This is a genomic window from Agrobacterium sp. DE0009, assembly GCF_007680755.1.
In the GTDB taxonomy this organism is placed as follows: domain Bacteria; phylum Pseudomonadota; class Alphaproteobacteria; order Rhizobiales; family Rhizobiaceae; genus Agrobacterium; species Agrobacterium tumefaciens_B.
The window spans coordinates 300524-318079 of record NZ_VEIU01000002.1 but is presented as its reverse complement, the minus strand read 5'-3'; the positions used below and the strand labels follow the sequence as shown (position 1 = coordinate 318079).

General features: G+C 60.0%; 15 protein-coding genes and 1 riboswitch. Of the genes, 7 read left to right on the top strand and 8 right to left on the bottom strand.

Annotation, left to right across the window (positions count from 1 at the left end; genetic code table 11):
- Positions 1-378: 378 nt before the first annotated feature.
- Complete coding sequence (locus tag FS804_RS10910; RefSeq protein ID WP_144576603.1) at positions 379-1026, top strand: outer membrane protein; 648 nt, start codon at positions 379-381, stop codon at positions 1024-1026.
- Between the two features lie 645 nt (positions 1027-1671).
- Here FS804_RS10910 and FS804_RS10905 read toward each other — a convergent pair.
- The 6 genes from FS804_RS10905 to argE form a co-directional block, all read right to left on the bottom strand.
- Positions 1672-3129, bottom strand: coding sequence for an NAD-dependent succinate-semialdehyde dehydrogenase (locus FS804_RS10905; RefSeq protein WP_063950494.1), 1458 nt, complete (start codon positions 3127-3129; stop codon positions 1672-1674).
- A gap of 15 nt (positions 3130-3144) precedes the next feature.
- Positions 3145-4188, bottom strand: a complete 1044-nt coding sequence (locus FS804_RS10900; protein ID WP_144576602.1) for a tartrate dehydrogenase — start codon at positions 4186-4188, stop codon at positions 3145-3147.
- 13 nt (positions 4189-4201) lie between these two features.
- Positions 4202-5665 (bottom strand): aldehyde dehydrogenase, encoded by a 1464-nt coding sequence (locus FS804_RS10895; protein WP_144576601.1) that lies wholly within the window; start codon positions 5663-5665, stop codon positions 4202-4204.
- Positions 5666-5855: 190 nt separating this feature from the next.
- Entirely contained in the window at positions 5856-6212 is a 357-nt protein-coding gene (locus FS804_RS10890) for a cupin domain-containing protein (protein WP_144576600.1), read from the bottom strand.
- Between the two features lie 27 nt (positions 6213-6239).
- A complete protein-coding gene (locus FS804_RS10885; protein ID WP_144576599.1) occupies positions 6240-7163 on the bottom strand; it encodes a glyoxylate/hydroxypyruvate reductase A in 924 nt (307 codons plus the stop codon).
- 22 nt (positions 7164-7185) lie between these two features.
- Positions 7186-8310, bottom strand: a complete 1125-nt coding sequence (argE, locus tag FS804_RS10880; RefSeq protein WP_144576598.1) for an acetylornithine deacetylase — start codon at positions 8308-8310, stop codon at positions 7186-7188.
- A 368-nt stretch (positions 8311-8678) separates the two neighbouring features.
- Positions 8679-8913: riboswitch (cobalamin riboswitch) on the top strand.
- A 156-nt stretch (positions 8914-9069) separates the two neighbouring features.
- Here argE and FS804_RS10875 point away from each other — a divergent pair.
- The 6 genes from FS804_RS10875 to FS804_RS10850 all read left to right on the top strand — a co-directional run bounded on the left by FS804_RS10875 (position 9070) and on the right by FS804_RS10850 (position 15790).
- Positions 9070-10101, top strand: coding sequence for an ABC transporter substrate-binding protein (locus FS804_RS10875; protein WP_144576597.1), 1032 nt, complete (start codon positions 9070-9072; stop codon positions 10099-10101).
- The gene (locus FS804_RS10870) at positions 10098-11126 is read left to right on the top strand and encodes an iron ABC transporter permease (RefSeq protein WP_144576596.1); all 1029 of its coding nucleotides are present in this window, start codon (positions 10098-10100) and stop codon (positions 11124-11126) included. The genes FS804_RS10875 and FS804_RS10870 overlap by 4 nt, the downstream gene beginning before the upstream one ends.
- Positions 11123-11923, top strand: a complete 801-nt coding sequence (locus FS804_RS10865) for an ABC transporter ATP-binding protein (RefSeq protein ID WP_144576595.1) — start codon at positions 11123-11125, stop codon at positions 11921-11923. Before FS804_RS10870 ends, FS804_RS10865 begins: the two co-directional genes overlap by 4 nt.
- Positions 11920-12396, top strand: a complete 477-nt coding sequence (locus FS804_RS10860; RefSeq protein WP_144576594.1) for a pseudoazurin — start codon at positions 11920-11922, stop codon at positions 12394-12396. The genes FS804_RS10865 and FS804_RS10860 overlap by 4 nt, the downstream gene beginning before the upstream one ends.
- Positions 12397-12660: 264 nt before the next feature.
- Positions 12661-14490, top strand: coding sequence for a type I secretion system permease/ATPase (locus tag FS804_RS10855; RefSeq protein ID WP_144576593.1), 1830 nt, complete (start codon positions 12661-12663; stop codon positions 14488-14490).
- Complete coding sequence (locus FS804_RS10850) at positions 14477-15790, top strand: HlyD family type I secretion periplasmic adaptor subunit (RefSeq protein WP_144576592.1); 1314 nt, start codon at positions 14477-14479, stop codon at positions 15788-15790. The genes FS804_RS10855 and FS804_RS10850 overlap by 14 nt, the downstream gene beginning before the upstream one ends.
- Positions 15791-15805: 15 nt before the next feature.
- Here FS804_RS10850 and FS804_RS10845 read toward each other — a convergent pair whose 3' ends face one another.
- Together FS804_RS10845 and FS804_RS10840 are read right to left on the bottom strand one after the other, a co-directional pair.
- Positions 15806-16726 (bottom strand): SMP-30/gluconolactonase/LRE family protein, encoded by a 921-nt coding sequence (locus FS804_RS10845; protein WP_246665873.1) that lies wholly within the window; start codon positions 16724-16726, stop codon positions 15806-15808.
- Between the two features lie 33 nt (positions 16727-16759).
- Positions 16760-17473: a GntR family transcriptional regulator gene (locus tag FS804_RS10840; RefSeq protein WP_186376766.1), complete on the bottom strand. Its 714-nt coding sequence runs from the start codon at positions 17471-17473 to the stop codon at positions 16760-16762.
- Positions 17474-17556 lie beyond the last annotated feature (83 nt).

The window sequence follows — 17556 nt, the reverse complement described above, 5'->3', positions numbered from 1 at the left end:
GGGACCGAATTTCGACCTGATGCCACGCGGGCGTGCTGGGGAACGTCAGAGTGCGGGTTAACCGCGATGTGATACCGGAGCTTTCGCAACCAGGGTGGGTTATCGCGCCCGCCATGTGGCAGGCGGCTGAATACCAGTTTTGGGTGAAGCGCCGCAACCACCTCCAGGCGATCGCATAAATTCTAACTTATATTTTGGGATACGGCTGGCATTAACAGGAATACGGCCAGTGGAGCGTCTCTACAGTAGCGCTTTACGGGATTTAACCATGATGTGCTTCAATCTGTGGGTGCGTAAAACCCCGTCACAGTTCTGCGTTCCCGGTCGCGAAAATCGCGATCCGCAGGTGAGCGGGGGTTATTTTCAAGGAGCTATCGCATGTTGAAACAATCATTTTTCGCGTTCGCCATGTTAGGCGTTTCCTACGGTCTGGCTGCAGCCGCAGACGCGGTCAGCGACATTCCGTCCGCACCTGTTGTCAACGACGTTGCGCCCGCCTTTTCCTGGGATGGTGTTTATCTCGGCGCGTCTGCGGGCTACGGCCAGAACCGGGTCAAGTCGACAACTTTTGGTGTCACCACGAAGCACGACTTTGACGGCGGTCGTTTTTCTGGCTTCGTGGGCTACAATTCTGAAGTTGCTCCTTCCGTGATTCTCGGCGTCGAGGGTGATCTCGGCTACGCCTGGGGCGACAAAACCATCGTCACCAGCGAGGTCTCGTCAGGTCTGAACGGTTCTGCGCGTCTGCGCGCCGGATACGCGATCGACCGGGCGCTGATCTATACCGCCGCTGGATACGCGGCAACTGACAGTGAAGTCAAAGCGCCGTTTGGCGCAGACAGCAAGGTATTGCACGGCTGGACGGTTGGTGCAGGTGTGGACTACGCGTTCACCAACAACCTGTTTGGACGTGTGGAATATCGTTACAACGACTTCGGCAAGGAAACCTACCATACCGGCCCAATCACTTCGACCGGTGACGTCTCTGAACACGTCGTCAAGGTTGGCCTTGGCGTCAAGTTCTGAAGGTCTATCCCTGGAAAGAGGGCGTCGCAACGCTGCGACGCCTACGTCGTCGGTCAGTTCTACGGCACCTATTCGCAGGATCGCGATGAGAACCGACCGCAATAATGTCAGCCTGTCGCGATGGCTCCAGCCGCGGTCGCGGCCATGAGTTCCGTCATTTCGGCATATCCAATCCCGGCTGTTGACTGATCGCCGTTTTTCGAAATGAGCGGTTGCCCGGTTAGCTCGTGTGAGCTATTGAAAATCGTGTGTGTCCACGTAGCTCAGCAGGATAGAGCACAGGATTCCTTAATTGGGGGTTGTACTGGGAAACCTATACAATCAAACTGCTCAAAGTCGGGGAACGCTTCGCTGGGCTTCCAGCATGCCAATCCCGAGCCAAGCCCCGGAGAAATTCGGGGAAGTGTGTAGAGACTGGACGGGCAGCACCTAACGGCATCAGTGCCTATGGTGAAGGGACAGTCCAGACCACGAACGCGTAAGCGGCGGCGAAAGCCGAAGTGGTATGAATCCTGGGGTCGGAGGTTCGAATCCTCTCGTGGACACCATTTTCCTGCGCGTGTCTTTTGAGACTGATAGACGGTGTGCGTTTCTCGAAAAAAGAAGGGCCGCAGCGCGGCCCTTTAGGCGGGGAGAAAAGGGGGATCAGGCGAGTCCGCCGATGTGGAAAGCCTTTGTTTCCAGATATTCCTCAATGCCAACCTGTGCGCCTTCGCGGCCAAGCCCGGATTGTTTGACGCCGCCGAACGGGGCGACTTCGGTGGAGATGAGGCCGGTATTTAGGCCAACCATGCCGAATTCCAGGGCTTCACCCACGCGCCAGGCGCGCTTGAGGCTTTCAGTGTAGAAATAGGCGGCGAGGCCGAACGGCGTACCGTTGGCGATGGCGAGCGCTTCCTCTTCCGTCTCGAAGCGGAAAAGCGGTGCGACGGGCCCGAATGTCTCTTCGCTGGCCAGTTGCATTGCCGTGGTAGCGCCCGTCAGGACCACGGGTGCGGTATATTGCGGGCCTTCCGGCAGTTCGCGCGGCTTGGTGATGATTGTCGCGCCCTTTGATACGGCGTCGTCAACATGCGCACGGATTTTAGCGATGGCCGGTTCGTTGATCATCGGCCCGATGGAGACGCCTGCCTCGGTTCCAGGGCCGACCCGCATCGCATCGACGCGATCGGCTAGCTTTTTCGCAAAGGTGTCATACACGCCGGATTGGATAAGAAGGCGGTTGGCACAAACACAGGTCTGGCCGCCATTGCGGAACTTCGAGAGGAGCGCGCCCTCAACCGCAAGATCGAGATCGGCGTCGTCAAACACGATGAAGGGCGCATTGCCGCCGAGTTCCAGCGACAGGCGCTTGATGCTGTCGGCGGCACCGCGCATCAAAAGCGAGCCAACGCGGGTGGAACCGGTGAAGGAAATTTTCCGAACCGTCTCGTTGGCCATGATTTCATTGCCGATATCTGTCGGCATGCCGGTGACAATGTTGATGACCCCTGCCGGGATGCCGGCCCGCTCTGCGAGAACGCCAAGCGCCAGCGCCGAATAGGGGGTGAATTCCGAGGGCTTGATAACCACGGTGCAGCCGGCTGCAAGTGCGGGCGCGACCTTGCGAGTGATCATGGCATTCGGGAAATTCCACGGCGTGATGATGCCGCAGACACCGACAGGTTCTTTCAGGATAACGATGCGCCTGTCGGGCGTAGGTGAGGGAATGGTGCCGCCGCCGATGCGCCGCGCCTCTTCCGCAAACCATTTGACGAAGGATGCGCCGTAGCGGATTTCGCCCTTGGCTTCGTCAAGGGGTTTGCCCTGTTCGGTGGTCAGGATCAGTGCGAGATCGTCGATATTCTCGATCATCAGCGCAAACCATCTTTCAAGCAGCGCCGCACGCTCCGCGTGGGTTTTCTTTTTCCAGGGCGCAAAGGCGGCATTGGCGGCCTCGATGGCCGCGCGCGTTTCCGTGCCGTCCATGGCAGGCACGGTGCCGATCACCGCCTGCGTCGCCGGATCGATGACGTCCACCGCCTTGTCCGACGCCGCCGCTTTCCATGCGCCGCCGATGAAGCCAGTCTGGCGAAAGAGTTCCTTGTCCTTCAAGCCCTGCATCATAAGTCTCCGAAATCAGTCGAGTGCCGCGACAACCGCGGCGGTGATGGTGTCCGTCTTGTCCTTGCCCGGCACCGTGCCGATGCCGCGACCAGTCGCCGTTTCCAGCGCCGTCATGATCTTTGCTGCCGCATCCTTTTCGCCAAGATGCTCCAGCATCATCGCTCCGGACCAGATGGCGGCGATGGGGTTGGCGATGCCGAGATGGGCGATGTCAGGCGCGGAGCCATGTACCGGCTCGAACATCGAGGGCGCGCTGCGGTCGGGATTGATATTGGCGGAAGCGGCAAAACCGAGGCCGCCCTGAATGGCCGCGCCGAGATCGGTCAGAATGTCGCCGAAGAGGTTGGAAGCGACGACGACATCGAGGCTTTCCGGCGCCATGACCATGCGCGCCGCCATGGCGTCGATGTGGTAGCTGGTCACCTCGACACTAGGATATTCGACTGCGAGCTTGTGGGTCACCTCGTCCCAGAACACCATCGAATATTTCTGGGCGTTCGACTTGGTGATGGAGGCGAGCTTGCCGCGGCGCTTTTGCGCCTGTTCGAAACCGAAGCGCAGGATGCGTTCCACACCCTTGCGGGTGAATATCGATGTTTCGACAGCCACCTCGTCCTCCGTGCCCTGATGCACGCGGCCACCGGCGCCGGAATATTCACCTTCCGTGTTTTCGCGAATGCAGAGAATATCGAAGCCATCGGCTTTCAAGGGCCCTTGCACGCCTGATAGTAGCCGGTGCGGACGGATATTGGCATATTGCACGAAAGCCTTGCGGATCGGCAGCAGCAGACCGTGCAGCGACACAGAGTCAGGCACTTCCGCCGGCCAGCCCACTGCGCCGAGCATGATGGCGTCGAAGCCGCGCAGCGTTTCGATGCCGTCCTTCGGCATCATCGCCCCGGTTTCCTTGTAGAAGGCGCAGGACCAGGGAAATTCCGTGCCCTCGAGCGCAAAACCGGACGACTTGGCTGCGGCGTTCAGTACCTGCCATGCGGCATCAGTGACGCTTTTGCCGATGCCGTCCCCGGGAATGAGTGCGATGCGATGCGTTTTCAAGAGAATTCCCCTGTTACAGTCCGATGAGGACGCTTTTGCTCTTACGGTTGGCGAGATAGGCCTCGCGCCCAAGATCCTTGCCGATGCCGGAACGCTTGTACCCGCCCGTCGGCAAAATATGGTCGCGCGACCGGCCATACCGGTTGACCCAGATCGTGCCCGCCTGAATGGCGCGTGAGAAGCGCATCACACGCGAGACGTCGCGGCTGAAAAGACCAGCGGCCAGACCGTAGGTCGGATGATCGGAAAGCGCCAGAGCCTCCTCTTCCGTATGGAACGTCTGCAGCGTCAGCACCGGGCCAAAGATTTCCTCGGTCACCGCAGGGGAACTCTGGTCGACATTGGCGATCAGCGTCGGCTGGTAGAAATAGCCGAGGCCGTCCATGATTGCGCCGCCGATCAGGCATTTGCCGCCATGGGCGATCGCCGCCTGCACGATGCTGTCGATACGCTTGCGCTGCACTTCGGAGATAACAGGCGAATATTGGGTGGCCTCGTCCCAGGTTGGGCCGGGCTTCACCGCCTTCATGCGGGCGATGATCGCGGCGGAAAGGGTATCCGCCGCGCTTTCTTCGACAATGATGCGAGAGCCGGCAACGCAGGCCTGCCCGGCATTGGAAAGAATATTGCCGGCAATGGCCGCCGCCGCCTTTTCGATATCCGCATCGGCAAAGACGATTTGCGGGCTCTTTCCGCCAAGCTCCAGCGTCATGGGCTTGATACCGGTGCGGGCGACATTGGCCATGATGGCGGCGCCAGCGGCTGTGGAGCCGGTGAAGCTTACCTTGGCGATGTCGGGATGTCCGGTAATGGCATTGCCAGTGACCGGCCCGTCACCCAGAACGATATTGATGAGGCCGGCGGGGAGCCCGGCCTTGATCGCCAACTGAGCCATGAATATGCTGGAAAAGGGGGTCATTTCGGACGGTTTCAGCACCACGGCGTTGCCGGCGGCAAGCGCGGGACCGAGCTTCCAGCCAGCCATGGAGACCGGGAAATTCCACGGCGTGATGGCGCCGACGACCCCGTAGGGTTCAGTCATGATCATGCCGAGGCTCGTATCGTCGGTCGGCACGAGATCGCCGCCTTCCTTGTCGGCGAATTCTGCGAAGAAGCGAATTTGTTCGGCGGTGACGGCAATGTCGCCTGAAATCAGCTGACCCACGGGCCTTGTCGAGGACAGCGCCTCGATTTTAGCCAGCGTCTCGGCTTCCTGCTCGATCAGATCGGCCCAGCGTTGCAGGACCTTGGTTCGCTCGCGCGGCCGAACACCACCCCAGTTGCTGTTTTTGAGCGCTGTCTTTGCCGTCTGCACGGCCTCATCGACAACCGATGCATCCGCCTTGGGGCAGCCGGCATAGCCCACGCCATCCGAGGGGCGGTGCATGTCGATACCGGTTTCGGCCGGGATCAGCCTGCCGCCGATGAAATGGCCGATCGGCAAGGAAACTCTCTCTGGATCGAAGCTCAGCGACATCTGAAACCCTCTGTGGATACGCCTCAAGCTAAACCCTGGTGGCAAGCAGCATCGGCCGACTGCTGCGGGGGCGGTGAATGAAAATCCTGTTTTGCCACTGACGGACAGTGCAATCTTCGGTGCGTCCATCCGTGGTGAAGTTCCCGGATGCAAACCAGTTCGGCCCACACCGGGAATTCAAAACGTCAACTCATCCGGTCACGGTGACGTAGATCTTTCGCACGGTCTCGATCGTCTTCCACACGCCAACGAAACCGGGCTTCATGACGAAACTGTCCCCTGCCGTATAGCGCAGCGGTTCGCCGCCATCCGGAGTGATCTCGATGACACCTTCAAGAATGTGGCAGAACTCGAAGGTTTCACCCTTGATCGAGCGGCTCTCGCCTGGAGTCGCTTCCCATATGCCGGTGTGCACGGTGCCGTCGCGGGCCTCGTCCAGTGGCCAGGTCTTGAAGGAAGGATCGCCGGAGATCAGGCGCTCTGGCAGGGCTTTCGAAGCCTTTGGTTCGAAGGTGGGTCTGGTATCGAGCGTCTTGAGGAGTGACATAAGGAGGTCCTTTCTTGGAACAGATGATCAATAGCCGCGGGCGCGGTCGACGAGGCCAAGCGGCGGTTCGCCGGCCTCATACCGCTTAATGTTTTCGATGACGGTGCGGGCTGCGGAGTGGGGTTGTGTGACGCTGGCGATATGCGGCGTCAGCAAAATCTTCGGATGAGTCCAGAAGCGGTGGTCCTGTGGCAACGGTTCGGGTTCGGTGACGTCAATGACCGCGCCCGAAAGCATGCCGCTGTCCAGCGCATCGATAAGCGCATCATGATCCAGCTGTTTGCCGCGCCCGGCGTGAACCAGTCCCGCGCTTTCAGGCATCATGGCCAGTCGATGCCGGTTCAGCAGGCCCACGGTTTGGTCCGTGAGTGGCAGCAGGCAAACGAGAATATCACTTGTCGCGAGGATATCATTCAATCCCGCTTCGCCATGGTGGCAGGTGACGCCGTCGATCACACGTGGCGAGCGGCTCCAGCCGGAAAGCGGAAAACCGAACGGTTTCAGCCGCTCAAGCGCCGCAACGCCCAGCATGCCGAGGCCGAGAATGCCGACTCGACGCTCTTCGGCCTGTGCCTGGGGCAGGGCCTTCCACAGTTTCTGGCGTTGCTGATCCAGATAGGCGGGCATGTTGCGATGCAGCGCAAGCACGCCAAAGCTCACATATTCCTGCATCATGCGGATGATGCCTTCATCCACCATGCGCACGACCTTCACATGGGCAGGAACCGCATTGATCTGGAACTGATCGACACCTGCGCCGATGGAAAACAGGATTTCGAGATTGCGGTAACGGCCGATATCATCGGGCACGGTCCAGGTGAGGAGATAGCGGACCGCATCCGGATCGACGGTCTGTGGCTCCATCGAAAAGGGAAGGTCGGGCAGATTACGGGCAAGAGCGTGCCTGAAAATCTCGCCGCGCCTGGCATCTGAGTTAAACAAGAACGTCATGTGAAATCCGGTTTCCGAAGGTTCAGGCCGCACATCGATGGGCAAGCCTTTCCAGCAGCGACTGGCAGGCGGACAGTTCTGTGGTGGTGATATATTCATCCGGTTTGTGGGCGCGGCCGATGTCGCCCGGACCGCAAATGATGGCGTCGATACCGGCAGCCTGAAAAAGTCCGGCTTCCGTACCGTAGCTGACGGCGTCAATGCACGGCGCGTCTGTCAGCTGCTCCATGAGGTTGACGAGCGGCGCGTCAGCGGCAAGCGAAAGCGCAGGGTAGTCGCTCATCGGTGCCCATTGAACGTCTGTCCCGTTGGCTGCAAGCCTCTCGACGCTCTCACGCAATGGCTCGAGCAGGGCGAGCGGCGATACACCGGAAATGGCCCGTGCTTCCACTTCGATGGTGCACAGGTCCGGGACGATATTGATCGCCTGCCCGCCATTTACGGTGCCGATCTGCAGGGAGGAGTAAGGCGGCTCGAACGTGCCTTCGAAGGGGCCCTGCGTGAGGGCTTGGGCAGTTTCCACCGCCTTTGCCATGATGCCTGTCATGAGATGGATCGCGTTGACGCCCTGATCGGGCCGTGAGGAATGGCCGGAGCGGCCGCGGATGGTGATGCGTGCGGCTGCCTTGCCCTTGTGAGCACGCACAGCGCGCAGATTGCTCGGCTCACCGATGATCGCGCCCGCTGGTTTTGCGCAAAGATCCGGCAAAGCGGCGATCAGATGGGGCACACCCCGGCAGCCCGCCTCCTCATCATAGGAAAAAGCAATGTGAACCGGCCGCTTCAGTGACATCTGCGCAAATGCCGGCGCCGCGGCGAGAACCGTGGCAAGGAAACCTTTCATGTCGGTGGTGCCACGGCCGTAAAGACGCTCGCCCTCGGCTCTGAGCGCAAAGGGGTCGGAGGACCATTCCGGCTCCCCGGCGGGCACCACATCCATGTGGCCGGACAGGATGTATCCGCTGGCATCCGTCGGGCCGAAGCTCGCAAAGAGATTGGCGCGGTCCCCTTCCGGCCCGGCAAGCAGCGAGACCTTCGCGCCGTGGCTTCGCAGATAATCGGCAATCCATCCGGCAATATCGCCATTGGCGGTTCCGACGAACGAGGGAAAGCCGACAAGACGCTCCAGAATTTCGATGGCGTTCATGGCTCTCTCCGCGCTTCACCGTCGCAGAGCCTAAAAGTCACCGGCTGCGTTTGTATGCTGAAGTGAAGAAGATTTCGGTAGATTGTTGTGTCCTTACAGCGGTTTCGGCGAAATCCTGCCGGGTCGATGGGAAAACTGACAGCCCTTTTTCCGATGCCGCCGTGTTGTTGAACGGAGACGTCAACGTAAAGCGGCTTTTTAGCGGTTGGATTTTGTCGAAGATGCCGAGAAACTGTATCGCCTGCACGCTTGGGGCTTGTGGCCGGTTTTTAAGCCGGCAACTTCTTGACTTTTCATTGCGGCGGGCTAGCTGGCCGTCTTTGTTCCAAGCTGCGACACGATCGCAATTGACGCCCCGCCTCTTGCCCCTTATGTGAGTATATGACGGTTCCTGCAGCCGAAAGGCGAAGGGATTAATAGGGAACATGGTGCGGGCGATATTTTCGCCCAATGCCGTGGCTGCCCCCGCAACTGTAAGCGGATTGTCGTTCATCCCCGTGGCGCCTCATGGCGTCATGCCACTGTATTCTCTGGAATGCGGGAAGGCAGATGAGTGACGCAAATTCGTGAGCCAGGAGACCTGCCGTCAAAATATGAACCATCGTTACGGGCGGGGAAGCCCGGAGGAGGAGACTGTAATGTTATTACGTTACATTTTGTTTGCATCCGATCATCGTTCTCCGTACAAGACGTCCCGCTGTTGGTGCGCGTTCTAACGCCTGCTGCTCTCGAATAAGTTTACTTTCGACTGGAGAACACATGTTTCATTTAAGACGCCTGCCGGCTCTCGCCGGCATCGTGGCGGTTGCCTTTGCATCCTTGCCCGCCGTTGGCGCGCAGGGCGCCGAAACCACCTACCCCCTGACAATCAACAGCTGCGGTCAGGAGATCACCTTCAAGCAGGCGCCGGCCCGCACCGTATCTGTCGGCCAGAGCACAACCGAGGTCCTTTACCTGCTTGGTCTCGCCGACAAGGTTGTCGGCACGGCGCTGTGGATCGGTCCGGTTCTGAAGGGCTACGAAGAGGCCAACGCCAAGATCGAGCGATTGGCCGACAACGACCCCAGCTTTGAGGCGGTTGTCGGCAAGAAGCCGGATCTCGTGACGACACAGTTCCAATGGCAGATCGGCCCAGAGGGTGTTGTCGGAACGCCGGCGCAATTTGCCGAGCTCGGCATTCCCGTTTACACCTCGCCGGCCGATTGCATGGGCAAAGACAATTCCGGCGGTGGCGATGGCGTGCGCAACACCGTTTTCACCATGGAACTGATCTACCAGGAAATCCGTGACCTCGCCAAAATCTTCAACGTGCAGGATCGCGGTGAGGAAGTCGTCGCCGACCTGAAGAGGCGCGAGGACGCCGCCAGAGCCAAGATCGCTTCTGCCAATGGCAAGCTCTCGGCCGTCTTCTGGTTCTCGAGCGCCGAACTGGATATCGACCCGTACGTCGCCGGCCGTAACGGCGCTCCGGGTTACATCATGTCTGCTCTCGGATTGAAGAATGTCATCGAAAGCGACGAGGAGTGGCCGACGGTCGGCTGGGAAACCATCGCCAAATCCAACCCGTCTATCGTTGTCGCCGGCAAGATGGACCGCCGCCGCTTCCCTGCAGATGACATTGCCGTCAAGCTGAAGTTTCTGGCAACTGACCCGGTGGCAAGCATCATGCCTGCTGTCAGGCAAGGCCATGTGTTCGAAATGGATGCGCAGGCGATGAACCCGACCATTCGCACCATTGAAGGCATCGAAACGCTGGCCGAGGCGATTTCGGCTGCCGGCCTCGCCAAGTGAACGGCCTCTCCCTCCATCTCGGCAGGGCGGGCCTGGTTTTTGCCGCGCTCGCCCTGCTGTTGATAGCGCTGATGGCCGGAGCGGCCATCGGTGAGACAGCCATTCCATTTGACGTCGTCGCAAAAACGATAGCCAATCGCGTCTTTCATGCGGGCTTTCCGCTGGAGCCGCTGGATGAGGGTATCGTCTGGAGCTATCGTCTGAGCCGCGCTGTCGTTGCCGCCTGCTGTGGGGCTTCGCTGGCGCTTGCCGGAGCAGTGTTGCAATCGCTACTGCGCAATCCGCTTGCCGATCCCTATATTCTCGGTATTTCCGCCGGCGCCTCTACAGGCGCCGTCGCTGTCGCCCTCTTGGGATTCGGTGCGGGGTTTCTGACCATGCCGGCAGGGGCCCTGATCGGCGCTTTCATCGCGTTTTCACTGGTCAGCCTTCTTGCCGTGCGAGCCGGACACGGTAACAGCGCCATCATTCTGGCGGGGGTGGCCGGGTCGCAGTTGTTCAATGCCGTAACATCGTTCATCGTCACCAAATCTGCCAATGCCGAGCAGGCACGCGGCATCATGTTCTGGCTGCTCGGCAATCTCTCCGGCGTGCGCTGGCCGGATGTCTGGCTGGCGCTACCTGTCAGCCTTGCGGGACTTCTCATCTGCCTCTGGTATGCCCGCGCGCTAGACGCCTTCGCTTTCGGCGGCCAGGCGGCAGCATCGCTTGGGATCCCGGTACGCTGGGTCTATACGGTGCTGATCTCGGTTTCCGCCATCATGACAGCTTCAATGGTGTCCCTGGTCGGGTCCATCGGTTTTGTGGGCCTTGTCATTCCCCACGCCGCACGCATCTTCGTCGGTGTTCGCCATGGTATCCTGCTGCCGGTGACGGCGCTAACCGGGGCCGTTTTTATGATCGTCGCCGACATTCTCTCTCGCATCGTCATACCGGGTCAGGTTCTGCCGATCGGCGTCATCACCGCGCTCGTCGGCGCGCCCGCCTTTGCCTTCATCCTGGGGCAGAGAAGGGGGCGGTCATGAAGCTATCCGCCCGTGACCTGCATTTCCATGCCGGTAACGCTGATATTGTGCGCGGTGTTTCACTTGAGGTCGGCGCCGGGGAGTTCCTCGGCATCATCGGGCCGAACGGCTCAGGCAAAAGCACACTGCTTTCCATGCTGGCCGGCATCCGAAAGCCGCGCCGGGGGCACGTTGCGCTTGGCGGCGAGCCGCTTGGTTCACTGGGGCGACGCGACATCGCGCGCCTGCTTGCCTTCGTGGAGCAACAGGCCGAAACCACCGAGCGCATCACTGCGCGACAGGCCGTGGAGCTTGGGCGCACACCCTATCTCGGGCCGCTGTCCGCCTGGTCGCCGAATGACACCGCCATTGTCGATGCGGCACTTGTTAATGTCGATATGGCCGATAAGGCCGAGCGCGGCTGGCACCACCTTTCCGGGGGTGAACGGCAGCGCCTGCATATTGCCCGGGCCTTGGCGCAGGAACCACGAATCCTGCTGCTGGACGAGCCCACCAATCACCTCGACATCGGCCACCAGATCAGCCTGCTCGATCTGGTAAAGCGGCAGCGTCTCACGGTCGTCGCAGCGCTGCACGATCTCAATCACGCCGCCATGTTCTGCGACCGCATCGCCGTCATGCATCGCGGCGAGATGATCTCCGTCGGCCCGCCGCGAGAGGTTCTCACCTCCGGGACGATCGCCGAGGTGTTCGGCGTGGACTGCGTGGTCACCATGGACGAGAGAGGCTTTCCGCACATACGTTTTCTGCCGGCGCATGGACTGGCCGAGGATCCAAGGAAAGAACTGGCACGATGAGTAATTTGATGCTGGCAGACGCTCCGAAAAAGATCCGACCGTTTTGGATCGTTGCCGTGATTGCGGCGGCTTTCACAGCCTTTCCGCTTGAGGCCTCGGCCGAGACCTTCGAGGTGAAAATGCTGAACCGTGGCGAAAAGGGCCCGATGGTATTCGAACCCGATTTTCTCGAAATCGCGCCCGGTGACCGCGTGCGCTTTGTGCCCACCCACAAAAGCCACAACGCCGCGACCATCGACGGCATGGTCCCGGAAGGTGCCGAAGGTTTCAAGAGCCGGATCAACGATGAGTTCGAGACCGGTTTCGAAAAGCCGGGCTTTTACGGCATCAAATGCTCACCGCATTACGGCATGGGCATGGTGATGCTCATCAAGGTTGGCGATGCGGGCCTGCCGCAGAGCTACAGGACAGTAAATGTTCCCGGTCGTGCGAAGCCACGATTGGACGATCTTTTCGACCAGGCGGAAAAATGAGGTGTAGGCGTCGCAGCTTTCCCCAACCTCGTTGCAGAAAGAATCCCCAGATGGCGTTTTCGGTGCGGTGGATAATCCCATCTGACGGCGTGGGGGAGATGTATGCGCAGTCTGGTGGGTAATTTGTTGTGGTACAAGGCTACAACGAATGCCGTTATCCTTGTGGTAAAGGTCCGGCCGGGTCCGCGTCGTTGAGCGGTGATCGGCCTGAAGGTCTGATGATTGTCGTGCATCGGCGTTTGCCGCGTAGAGGAAAACCAGCCTGTGGGCTTTCAGAACCACCAGCAGACACCGCCGCAGTCTCTGACGGTGGCGGTTGTCGCGCCGCTTAAGGGCACGTTTCTCGGTGTTGCGCTCATCAGCGGTGTCGTCAACATTCTGGCGCTCACGGCGCCGCTCTTTATGTTGCAGATTTATGATCGGGTGCTTGCGAGCGGCAGCGTTCCGACGCTGGTCGGTCTCGGCATTCTCGCCCTTGGGCTTTATTGTTTCCAGTGTCTGCTCGATGTCATTCGCGCCCGCATTCTGATCCGCATCGGCGAAGATTTCGATACGCGTTATGCCGCAAGGGTGCATGATGCGGTCGTCCGCCTGCCGCTCGTCAGACCTATGCCGGGTGACGGCCTGCAGCCGCTGCGCGATCTCGACAATGTGCGCGGCTTTCTCTCCGGCATGGGACCGACGGCTTTTTTCGACCTGCCGTGGATCCCGCTTTATCTCGGGCTGTGTTTTCTGTTCCACGTCTGGATCGGCGTGACGGCGCTTGCCGGTGCGATACTGCTGATTTCCCTCACGATCCTCACCAATATCTTCTCTCAGAAGCCCAGCCGTGACACCATGGTGCAAAACATGGCCCGCAACCGGCAGCTGGAAACCTCGCGGCGCAATGCTGAAGTCGTACAGGCCATGGGACTCGGCAGACGTCTCGGCCAACGCTGGCAGCACTCCAACGACGCCTATCTCGCTGCCAACCGCAGCGCGGGCGACGTGGTCAGCGGCCTCGGCAATATCGCGAAATCGCTGAGGGTCGTGCTGCAATCGGCAATTCTTGCTGTCGGGGCGTGGCTCGTCATTAAGCAGGAGGCGTCCGCTGGCGTGATGATCGCGAGTTCGATCATGATGGGCAGGGCGCTGGCCCCTGTCGATCTCGCCATTTCGAACTGGAAGTCCCTGGTGGCCGCGCGGCAGAGCTGGGCGCGGCTGAAAGAGCTTTTCAGCCGCGTGAACGCCGATGGCACCACCATGGCCTTGCCCCGGCCGGAAAAAGAACTGCTGGTCGAAAACGTCACCATCGTTCCGCCGGGGAAGAGAAAGCCCACCGTCACCGGCCTCGGCTTCAACCTGACCGCTGGCCATGCGCTTGGTGTCATCGGTCCTTCGGGCTCGGGAAAATCCACACTTGCCCGCGTTCTCGCGGGCGTCTGGACACCGGCGGCGGGGAAGGTGCGGCTGGACGGTGCGAGTTTCGAACAGTGGGACCGTGAGGCGCTTGGTCGACATATTGGTTACCTTCCGCAAGGTGTGGAGCTGTTCGACGGCACGATCGGTGAGAATATTTCCCGCTTCGAGGATAGTCCCGACCCCGAGGCAATCATTGCTGCTGCCAGGGCTGCTGGCGCGCATGAGCTGATCCTTCGGTTTGAGAAGGGGTATGACAATGACATCGGCGAGGCGGGTTCAGCGCTTTCTGCCGGGCAGCGCCAGCGCATAGGCCTCGCCCGGGCTCTTTATGGCGATCCCTTTATCGTTGTGCTGGATGAACCCAATGCGAACCTTGATGCGGAAGGCGAGGCCGCCGTGGTCAGTGCCATTTCTTCCGTCAAGACACGGGGCGGCATCGCGATCGTTGTCGCCCACCGGCCCAGCGCCATCGGCGCCGTCGATTTCATCCTGATGTTGGAAGAGGGGCAGATGAGAGCTCTTGGCCCACGCGACGAGGTCCTTTCGAAGGTGCTGCGCCTTCCAAGGGGTCAGGCAGGTAAAGGATTTACGGCATCCGCTCAGACAATCTCACCGCTTCGCGTCGTTGCCAATGCGCAGCCTAAAACGCCGGCGCTTGAAGGGAGTGGAAGGGATGCGGATGACGAAGCATAATCTGCACTCTCCTTTATCCCGCTCCATCCGAAAACACCTTATCGTCGGCCTCGTGGCAGGCGTTGCGCTTTTGGGCGTCGTCGGGGGATGGGCGGCGACGACAAATCTTGCCGGGGCTGTGGTCGCGTCCGGTCATCTTGTCGTGGATAGCTATGCCAAGAAGGTGCAGCACCCGATCGGCGGTGTCGTCGGCGAAATTCTGGTAAACGAGGGTGACAGGGTCAAAACGGGTGACGTCGTTATTCGCCTCGACGCCACTCAGAGCCGCGCCAGTCTTTTGATCGTCAGCAAACGTCTGGATGAGTTGACGGCGCGTATGGCGAGGCTGGAGGCGGAGCGCGACGATTTACCGGCGCTCATCTTTCCAAAGGCGCTGATGATGCGGAAAGATCAGCCGGATGTCGCCTCAGCCATGCGTAGCGAGACCAAGCTGTTCGAGTTCCGCAAATCGTATCGGGAAGGGCGCAAGGCGCAGCTTTACGAACGCATCACTCAGTTCGAACATGAGATCGAAGGCCTGAAGGCGCAGGAAGTCGCATATGAGAATGGCCTTGCCCTGCTGCAGGCTGAAATCGCCTCGCAGAAATCCCTGCGCGAACAGGGCGTCGTTTCGGTGCAGCGGCTGAACACTTTGCAGACACAGGCGGCGACGTTCGGTGGCGAACGTGGGGAAAAAATCGCCTATCAGGCACAGACTGCCGGCCGTATCACCGAGACGAAACTCCAGATATTGCAGATCGATCAGGAGCTGCGCACTGAGGTCGGCCGGGAGTTGCGCGAGATACAGGCCCAGATGGGTGAGTTTGTCGAGCGCAAGGTCGCCGCCGAGGACCAGTTGAAGCGCATCGATATCGTCGCGCCGCAGTCCGGGTTCGTTCATGAAATGGCGGTTCATACCGTGGGTGGCGTGGTGACGCCTGCGGAACCTATCATGCTTATCGTCCCAGATGATGATCAACTTGCGCTCGAAGTTCAGATTGCGCCCAAGGATATTGACCAATTGCAGGTGGGGCAAAGGGCGATGGTGCGACTAACCGCCTTCAATCAGCGGGTTACACCGGAACTGGAAGGCCACGTGAGCCGCATCGCGGCGGATGTAACAATAGATCAGCGCAGCGGCCTCTCCTATTATCTGGCGCGCATTTCCCTTACCGCATCCGAGAGGGAAAGGCTCAACAAGGCGACACTGCTGCCGGGCATGCCGGCTGAAGTCTTCATCCAGACAAGCGAAAGAACCGCGCTCTCCTATATCGCCAAACCGCTGATGGACCAGATCAGTCGCGCTTTCCGGGAGGAGTAGCGGTCCGAGTGCGTATTATCCGGCGTCGCCGAAGCGGAAGCCGGGGAAGCCTTTCTTTTCCGTTGGGATCATCCAGACACCGCCCGAAAGCGGCGCTGTTTTCAGCCGGTCCTCTGACATGTTGTGGCGGTGTGATGTCAGGAAAAGGATGTCGAAGTCGGGCCCCCCGAAGCACGGCATGGTGGGGTGTGGAACAGGAGCGGCGAGCGCCTCCCCACGCCCGGCGTCAGGTCCGAAAACGTTGAGCAAGCCGGCGGATACGCCAGCGCTGTAATAGGTGCCGCTGCTATCGAGGCAGCCGCCATCGGGCCTTCCGGTTTCTTCGGTCATCTCCGCCACCAGCACGCCTTCGTCAAACGTGCCGTTGCCCCTGTCAAACCTGCGACGGCGTATCCATTTCTGGACGGAGTCACTCTGCCACATGATTGATCCGTCTGGGGAAAAAGCGAGGCCGTTCGGGCATGTCAGCCCCGTCTGCATGCGCTCCGCGCTCTTTTCGGTGATCCGCCAGAGCTCGCCATGCGGTTTCATGTCGGGAAGCGGCACATTGTGCATGGTTCCCACCCAGAAGGCGCCGTCTGGTCCAATCCGTCCATCATTTAACCGGCATGGGATGCCTTCCGGTGCGGGGATCGAATGAAGGAGGCGCATCGCGCCGTTTTCGGGATCGAGGATGACAATATCCATGCCGCAGGCAACGACCAGATCCCCGTTTTCACAAAGTCCAAGGCTCGATACAGTGTGAGGAAACGACCATTCGCGGTAGCGGCCAGGCTCAAGGGCGGCAGACCGCACTGTCTTGCCGAGAATATCGCACCAGAAAAGCACCTGCCGCCGTTCGTCCCAGACGGGGGATTCGGCGAGCGTGCTCATCGTGTCGCAGAGAAGTTTTGCCTGCGACATGGCAATCGCTTGACCGGCCAATTGGGTATTCATGACGTTGGAACCATTAAATGAGATGCTGCAGATTTACTCGAAATAATCTTGATGGTTTTCGAAGACCTGCGAGAGAATGCCGAGGACGCGCCTCAAGTGCTTTTGCAAATTATCAGTCGCGCGGGCCTCGTCACCCGCCCTGATGGCGTCATAAACCGCTTCATGTTCGGAAAGCAGCCTAGCCATATGCGCCTCGTCGGTGATGGCGAGGGCGCGCAGGCGATCCAGCCCTGCCTTTTCGCGGATTAGTAACGACTCCAGTCTTTCCAGACCGGTTGCGGCGGCTAGAGCGCTATGAAACTGGTCGTCATGGATGCGGAACGCCTTTCTGTCGCCGTGTTTCATCGCCGCCCGCTGGCCATTCAGCGCATGCTCTATCTCCTGCTCGGCCTCGGGTGTCAGGCCCATCTGGCAAAGCCTGCGTACGGCCGCGACCTCAAGCGCTTCGCGGATGAATTGCGCGCTGCGGATGTTTTTTTCCGATAGGCGCGAAACATAGGTGCCGCGGCTTGGAAGGGTGACGATCAGGCCGTCGTCGCGCAGGCGGCTCAGCGCCTCGCGCACCGGCGTGCGGCTGGAGTTGAAGGATTGCCCGATCTCGTTTTCCGAGACGGCCTGGCCGGGAAAAAGCTCCCGCGACAGGATTGCCGATTTCAGCGCGGAGTAAATCTGGTCCACCACCGGACGGTTGAGGTCCAGTCGCTCCATTGTCGGCACGGAGCCGCCTGTCACGGGAATTTTCGGCATTGACCCTCCAGCGTTTTCAAAACCGGTATACCGGAACACAAGTCTGTTGACAACCGGCATACCGGTATGCAAATGATCGCGCA